Source organism: Dethiosulfatibacter aminovorans DSM 17477 (genome assembly GCF_900142005.1).
In the GTDB taxonomy this organism is placed as follows: Bacteria; Bacillota; Clostridia; order Tissierellales; family Dethiosulfatibacteraceae; genus Dethiosulfatibacter; species Dethiosulfatibacter aminovorans.
In genome coordinates this window covers 41932-49277 of the sequence record NZ_FQZL01000029.1, presented here as the reverse complement: position 1 = coordinate 49277, position 7346 = coordinate 41932, and the positions used below count along the sequence as shown (strand labels likewise).

The window sequence follows — 7346 nt, the reverse complement described above, 5'->3', positions numbered from 1 at the left end:
TCTTTCTTGAAATTTGTCAAAGGTCAAAGGCATTTTGACCAACCTTTTGAAGTGGTTTCAAACTCGCAGGCAGTTTTTAACTCACTCTAGCGTTTATGCCGCGAAAGCCTATTTATGATGAGAAGATGATATGTTATGCTCGTGCAAAGCATCACATGTCCTCTTAGTGTGTCCTTTTTACAGGTGGGATGCTTCTGGTGCTTCTCAACATATCATCAGAGGCTCGTCGTCAATAGGTCGTGGAATAAATGCGGGCTTTTCCCCACACAAAAAGCACTGAAGTCCAGTGCTCATGTTTTTATTTTTTCGGGACATTTTCTAAAATGCTTGACAATTAAATTGAAAAAAATCTCATCAAAAGGAAGTTTACTTTTTTACGACAGTCTATTGACAAAACATTACATGATGTTTTAATATAAATCATAATGTTTTAATATCTTTTTATATAAAATTAAAATGTATTAGCATCATTATTTTCACAATTATAATTGGCAAAGGGGAAAAACGTAATCCGGCAAGGAGGAATTTTATGCGAAGAATAGGAGTACTGACCAGTGGTGGAGACGCTCCCGGCATGAATGCGGCAATCAGAGCCGTTGTAAGATATGCAATTTACAGGAATATTGAAGTACTTGGCATTAAAAAGGGATATAAAGGCCTAATAGAAAATGATATTAAGCACATGGACTTGTCCTCAGTGGCCGATATTATCCATAGAGGCGGTACAATCCTTGGAACAGACCGCTGCGAAGAGTTCAAAACAGAAGAAGGCTTCAACAAGGCTCTTGACAACATACGATATAGGGATATTGACGGAATAATTGTAATCGGTGGAGACGGATCCTTCCAAGGTGCCAGGAAGCTGAGCCTGGCAGGTATCCCTACCATAGGCATACCCGGCACTATTGACAACGACCTTGCGTATACTGAATATACTTTGGGATTCAATACGGCATTAAATACGATACTGGATTCCATCAGCAAAATAAGAGACACTTCATCATCTCACGAAAGGACGAATATTATTGAAGTAATGGGCAGAAATTGCGGAGATCTTGCACTTTATTCAGGGCTTGCAGGAGGAGCAGAGGTTGTAATAATTCCTGAAGCGCCCATTGATATGGATACAATATGCGAAACAATTATGAGAGGAAAAGCACGTGGCAAGAAGCACAGTATAATAATGCTTGCTGAAGGTTCTGGTAATGCATACGAATTAAAGGATGCCATTACAAATAAATTTGACGTTAACATCAGATGCACCGTATTGGGATATATACAAAGAGGAGGAACTCCTTCCGCTTACGACAGACTTTTGGGCAGTAGGCTGGGAGCCAAAGGAGCAGAGCTTCTCGTTGGAGGGACTGGAAATGTTGTGTTGGGAACTAAAGACAACGTGATATTCAATATGGATATAGATGAAGCGCTGAAAATAGAAAAACAATTTGATTACGAAGCTTACGAACTGACTAAGATACTGTCCATGTAATAAAATTATGTTAAAAATCCATATAATATGTCCATGTTGAATGTAGTCATAATAAATATTATACATTTTGTATTGTATTAATATTATTTATATGATATTATAATGTCATTCATTTTCGTCATATATTGTATTATGATGTTATATTCTAAGTATGGAAAGGGGGCATAACAATGTTAGATCATGATAGCATAATTCCACTATACGAACAAATTTCAGAAAAAATCAAAGAAGAAATTCAAAAAGGAACTTTTGGTTCTCAAAAGCGACTGCCTACGGAAGGTCAGCTGGCTGAGCAATATGGCGTTAGCCGTATAACTATTCGTAGTGCAATAACCGAACTTGTCAAACAAGGATTGGTAAACAGAAAACAGGGCAAAGGAACATTTATCACCACACCTTCAATGCAAAAAGATTTCAAGCGCCCAGGAACTGGTTTTACCCAAATCTGCCTTGAAAATGGCCAGAAGGCTAGTTCCAAGGTTTTGGAAGCTGGAATTTTTGTTCCAGATGATCCAAAAGTGATTGAATGGCTCGAACTAAAAGAGGGCGATGAAGCAGTAAGAATTGTTCGATTGCGTTATGTAGGTGATATGCCTTGTATTATAGAAGAAAACATATTCCCCATGAAATACAGTTATCTTCTGGATATAGACTTAACCGGTTCAATATATAAATATCTGAAGGAAGAAAAAAATATTGATGTAGTAGCCGGAGAATTGATTCTGAACATCATTCGTCCGGATCAAAAAACCGCCCGTCTGCTGCAAAAGTCCAAGAATACGCCTTTACTTAAAATCAGCGGCAGGTCATTCAGCACGACTGGAGAAATACTCCACGTATCAAAGACCATTGGTTATGGAGAAGAATTCGATTATATTATAAGATAAATATATCAGCAAATTTCCCTTTTCGGGTAAATAAACAATATCCTGATCTTAAATATCAAGCTCTCATTCAATTTATTGAATGGGAGCTTTTATTTTTTAGCCTAATTACAAATATCAGATTTTTCAATTTTCACATCATGATTTTCAAGTTTTTAAATCATAATCTGTCCTATAATGTACCTAAGAAAACGTTTAACTTTCCTAAGTTATGCGAAAGGAGTTAATAAAATGATTATCAATGAAAATCTGGTTAAACTTAATCTGGAAGCTTCCTCAAGAGAAGATGTACTGAAAAAACTTACATCAATAGCTTCAGAAAACGGAAAAGTAAATGACGAAAATGCATACATAGAAGCAATATTAAAGAGGGAAGAAGAATTTTCAACAGCCGTTGGATTTGGTGTTGCAATCCCTCACGGAAAGTCCGATTCAGTCAACGAACCATTCTTTATGTTCTCAACTGTCGATTCCATCGACTGGAAATCAATGGACGGAAATCCCGTAGACCTTGTTTTCCTCATAGGAGTGCCGGCAAACGATGCAGGTTCAACACATTTGAAGATACTGGCAGCCTTGTCGAGAAAGCTTATGAAGGAACCATTCAGGGATTCACTTAGAAATGCAAACTCATCAAAGGAAATAATGGACATACTGGAAACAAGCGAATTGGGATTATAAACAATTGGCAATAATCAAATCATAGGAGGAATAATAATGAAAATTTTAGCAGTAACATCATGTCCTACAGGTATAGCCCATACATACATGGCAGCCGAAGCACTTGAGCAGGCAGCTCAAGAAAAAGGCTATAAAATCAAAACAGAGACAAGAGGTTCTGTCGGAGTGGAGAATGAACTGACAGCTGAAGAAATAGCAGCAGCAGATGCCATCGTACTGGCAATAGACACTGCAGTACCAATGGAAAGATTCGAAGGTAAAAAACTTGTTACAGTTGGTGTAGCCGACGCCCTTCAAAAATCAAGCGAACTAATAGACCAGGCCTTGAAGGCTCCTGCATACAGCACAGGCAGAAACACTGACAATAAAGAAGCAGATCTTAAGACCAAGCAAAGCACTGAAAGGAAAGGCCCTTATAAGCATCTGATGAATGGAGTATCCTTCATGATACCTTTCGTTGTTGCAGGAGGTATTGCAATAGCACTTTCCTTCCTAATCGGTGGATACATTGGATTCCAGGAAGAAGGCACTTTGGCTGCATATCTCATGGGTATTGGAGGCACAGGCGGTTTTGGTCTCATGATTCCTATACTTGCAGGTTACATAGCCTATTCAATAGCTGACAGACCGGGTCTCGCAGTAGGTATGATTGGCGGTTCCGTTGCAACCCAGATAAATGCTGGTTTCCTTGGTGCAATCATCGCAGGTTTCATGGCAGGTTACGTAGTTGAAGCCATGAAAAAATACATCAAGCTTCCGAAGAATCTTCAAGGCATCATGCCCGTACTCATAATACCGGTATTTGGTTCACTTATTGTAGGTTTGTCCTTCTTCTATATCATAGGCGGTCCGGCTGCAGCCATCAATACTGCAATGAACGACTTCCTTACAGGCATGGAAGGAAGCAGCGCCGCCGTACTGGGCTTGATAATCGGACTTATGATGGCATTTGATATGGGCGGCCCTTTGAACAAGGCAGCCTACGCATTCGGAACAGGTACACTCGTTGCAGGAACAGGTTCGGCAGTAATGGCAGCAGTTATGGCCGCCGGCATGGTTCCCCCTATAGGCCTTGCACTAGCTACCTTCGTATTCAAGAACAAGTTTACGGCAGCAGAAAGAGAATCAGGAAAATCAGCCCTTGTACTGGGAATCAGCTTCATCACGGAAGGTGCAATCCCATTTGCAGCAGCCGACCCTGTAAGAGTAATTCCATCAATCATGGCAGGAGCAGGAGTAACAGGCGCACTGTCAATGATATTCAATGCAACACTAAGCGTACCTCACGGCGGTATATTCGTATTCTTCGCAGTGGAAAACCTTGGCATGTATCTGGTATCAATACTGGTAGGTTCACTTGTTTCTGCAGCACTTGTAGGATTCCTGAAAAAGCCGGTAGAAACTGTTCAATCTTTAAAGGCAGCTCAGTAAACGATCTTATAATTCAAAACAATATGCACATTTGTCTGATATAAAAAAGAAGGGATGCTGAACCAGCAGAAGTTGGCTCAGCATCCCCTTTCCTTGTCAAATTTGACCTTCACCATCATTCAAGGAAAGGAATTATGAATTTCTGGTTCTCCTCTTGGAACATGTTGTCCTTATCAACAAGCACAACATCAACATCTATGAATCCGGATCCCTTTCCGCCCTTAGCCTGCCTGTATGCCTCCTTGACACTCAAATATCCCATATTGAATGGTCTTTGAACAATGATCGCCTTGATGATATCCTTCTCCAGATAGGAAGCCGCTTCTTCGCTTATATCAAATCCTACAACCATAATCCTGTCATTAAGTCCAAGATCCTCAATAGCCTTTGCTATGCCTATCAATGTAGCTTCATTGGTTCCGAACAAGCCTGTAACTTCAGGATAATCTTCGAGAAAAGCCTTAGTTTTTTCATAAGCTATAGCAGTATCGTTGCCGCTGTATGGAATTTCATCCACAATCTTCATGTTTTTGTATTGACTTATCCCCTGCTTGAACCCCTCTTCACGGTCAGTGGCAGAAGTAGCGCCTTCGAGATGGGATATGATTCCCACAGTTCCTTCCCCCTCCATAAATTCAGCCAACTCTTCACCCAGAATTCTTGCCGCTTCTACATTGTCTGTTGCTACAAAACTGTGTTCTTCTTCAATATTGACATCTGAATCCACTGTAAGAAAGGTTATTCCACTGTCATAAACTTCCCTGGATACATCGGCCAGAACATTGTAGTCACTGGCAGCCAATATGATTGCCATAGGCCTTGCCTCGATTCCTTCCCTTACGAACCGGATCTGGTCGTCAAAGTCCAACTCACGTTCTGGACCTGCAAAGACAAGGTCCACACCAAGTTCATCTGCTGCCACTTTGACACCTCGTTCCACACTGTGCCAGAATGTACTGTTTTCGGAACTGGTTTTGGATACAAAATATATCAATTCATTTCTGTTCCCAAAACCAATATTAGCCAATAAAAGTACCAGAACAAGGGACAGCAGTCCAATGGAACCTCCAAGAAAATAGGATACTTTATTCTTTTTCATTTCCATCCTCCCTGGTAAATACCTTTGGCAGCTTCATTGTTATTTTTGTTCCCTCAAACTCTTCGCTTTCAATATCTATGCCGTATTCATCGCCATAATGGAGTTTGATGCGCTGATCTACATTCAAGACACCGATTCCACCCTTGCCCGAGCCGCCTTTCTCGCCCGGTTCAAGCAATTTTCGAACAGTTTCTTCATCCATTCCCACTCCATTGTCTTGAATGATAATCTCCATATACTCATCTTTGTCAGTCAATCGGATCCAAATCATTCCCGGAGTTGCCAGCTTCTTAATGCCGTGATATATAGCGTTTTCAACTATAGGCTGTATAATGATTTTAACGATTCTAAGGGACAGAAGCGAAGGGTCCGCCTTAATCTCATAATTCAACTTTTCACCATATCTAAGCTTCTGTATTTTCAGATAGCTTTCAATATGCTCAATTTCCTGGGCTACAGTGACAAATTCATCTCCTCTGTTTATAATGATTCTGAACAGTTTTGCCAGTGAATCAGTCATTTCCACTACTTCCCTGTTCATTTCCGCTTCAGCCATCCAGACAATGGAATCCAGAGTATTATAGAGAAAATGGGGATTGATTTGAGACTGAAGGGATTTAAGCTCGAATTTACGTTTCGCTTTTTCAGACTGCTTGTTCCTCTCCACAAGATTCTTGATTCTTCCAGTCATATCGTTGAAGGTATCAGCCAATTCTCCAAACTCATTTTCCTCCTTGATATCAACCACAGTATCCAGATCACCGTACTTGAACCTGTTCATGCCGTCATTCAAATCCTTGATAGGATGCAAAAAACGCCTCGAAATGATTACCGAAATCAGTATGGCAAGTACCAGTGAAAGTCCAATCAACAGGATATAAATCTGTTTGGTCACCCTTTCATAAGGATTGAGCTCATCAACATAAACGGCTCCAACCACCTTCCATCCTGAATAATCGGATGTGGAAATAATATAATCCTTAACCCTGTCTTCTTCCATTGTTGACACATAACCATCCTTGGAATCAACGATCAGCTGGATATCTTCATGCCTGATCCCGCTGTAAATCAGTTCGTGTTTCGGATGATAAACTATATTTCCCGCTTCATCCGTTATGAACATGTACCCTTTTTCACCCAGACTTACATTGTTAAGCACATCATCAATCAAGTTGAAGTTCAGGTCTATCACTGCAGTGCCAAGATAATCTCCACTTTCAACATCGAAAATACCCGTACTGCATGATACAACCCATTTGTATCTGTCTACGATTAAATTTTGAATATGTGCATTGGATATATCCATGAACTCCCCGTCAGCAGATTTCACATCATGCATTTCCATAGGCATGGGGAAATCCTGTTTCAATTCATAGCCTCCTTCATTCACTATGACTGAACCGTCTTTTCGCACAAGGAAAACATTGACAGCATCATTCCTGGATACCAGATAGTCATTGAGCATATCTGAAATATTGCCTTCAAGCTCGGAATCGGTTTCTTCCATTTCAAAATAACTGTAAATCTCTTCATTCGATTTGATTGTATTCAATGAAATTTCAATATTGTTCAAATAGTGCTCTATATCATAGTTGATTTGATTGACCAGCTGTTTTACATACTCATTGGTGTTCTCATCCACCGTCCTGGTCGTTATAAGAAATGATACAATTCCTATGATTGTAATCATCATCACTATGGCAATTGAAAAGGATATGGCAATCAAATTCTGTATGCTGAGCTGGCGCCATTTTCCAATCAT

General features: G+C 40.1%; 6 protein-coding genes. 4 read left to right on the top strand and 2 right to left on the bottom strand.

Annotation, left to right across the window (positions count from 1 at the left end; genetic code table 11):
- The first annotated feature begins 529 nt into the window (after window positions 1–529).
- From pfkA to BUB05_RS15010, 4 genes are all read left to right on the top strand, one after another.
- Window positions 530–1489, top strand: a complete 960-nt coding sequence (pfkA, locus tag BUB05_RS15025; RefSeq protein WP_073050440.1) for a 6-phosphofructokinase — start codon at window positions 530–532, stop codon at window positions 1487–1489.
- 170 nt (window positions 1490–1659) lie between these two features.
- Window positions 1660–2376, top strand: a complete 717-nt coding sequence (locus BUB05_RS15020; protein WP_073050439.1) for a GntR family transcriptional regulator — start codon at window positions 1660–1662, stop codon at window positions 2374–2376.
- A gap of 228 nt (window positions 2377–2604) precedes the next feature.
- Complete coding sequence (locus BUB05_RS15015; RefSeq protein ID WP_073050438.1) at window positions 2605–3054, top strand: PTS sugar transporter subunit IIA; 450 nt, start codon at window positions 2605–2607, stop codon at window positions 3052–3054.
- Window positions 3055–3090: 36 nt separating this feature from the next.
- Window positions 3091–4485 carry a PTS fructose transporter subunit IIC gene (locus tag BUB05_RS15010; protein WP_073050437.1) on the top strand — a complete coding sequence of 465 codons (1395 nt, stop codon included), beginning with the start codon at window positions 3091–3093 and terminating at the stop codon, window positions 4483–4485.
- 115 nt (window positions 4486–4600) lie between these two features.
- On the opposite strand, the gene BUB05_RS15005 is transcribed toward BUB05_RS15010, so the two are convergent.
- Window positions 4601–5584: a substrate-binding domain-containing protein gene (locus BUB05_RS15005; protein WP_073050436.1), complete on the bottom strand. Its 984-nt coding sequence runs from the start codon at window positions 5582–5584 to the stop codon at window positions 4601–4603.
- The gene (locus BUB05_RS15000) at window positions 5571–7346 is read right to left on the bottom strand and encodes a sensor histidine kinase (RefSeq protein ID WP_245819916.1); all 1776 of its coding nucleotides are present in this window, start codon (window positions 7344–7346) and stop codon (window positions 5571–5573) included. The genes BUB05_RS15005 and BUB05_RS15000 overlap by 14 nt, the downstream gene beginning before the upstream one ends.

What these genes read in the sequence shown, in the direction of transcription:
- pfkA (WP_073050440.1), top strand. Translation starts at nt 530, where the DNA reads ATGCGAAGAATAGGAGTACTGACCAGTGGTGGAGACGCTCCCGGCATG.
- BUB05_RS15020 (WP_073050439.1), top strand. Translation starts at nt 1,660, where the DNA reads ATGTTAGATCATGATAGCATAATTCCACTATACGAACAAATTTCAGAA.
- BUB05_RS15015 (WP_073050438.1), top strand. Translation starts at nt 2,605, where the DNA reads ATGATTATCAATGAAAATCTGGTTAAACTTAATCTGGAAGCTTCCTCA.
- BUB05_RS15010 (WP_073050437.1), top strand. Translation starts at nt 3,091, where the DNA reads ATGAAAATTTTAGCAGTAACATCATGTCCTACAGGTATAGCCCATACA.
- BUB05_RS15005 (WP_073050436.1), bottom strand. Translation starts at nt 5,584, where the DNA reads ATGAAAAAGAATAAAGTATCCTATTTTCTTGGAGGTTCCATTGGACTG.
- BUB05_RS15000 (WP_245819916.1), bottom strand. Translation starts at nt 7,346, where the DNA reads ATGATTGGAAAATGGCGCCAGCTCAGCATACAGAATTTGATTGCCATA.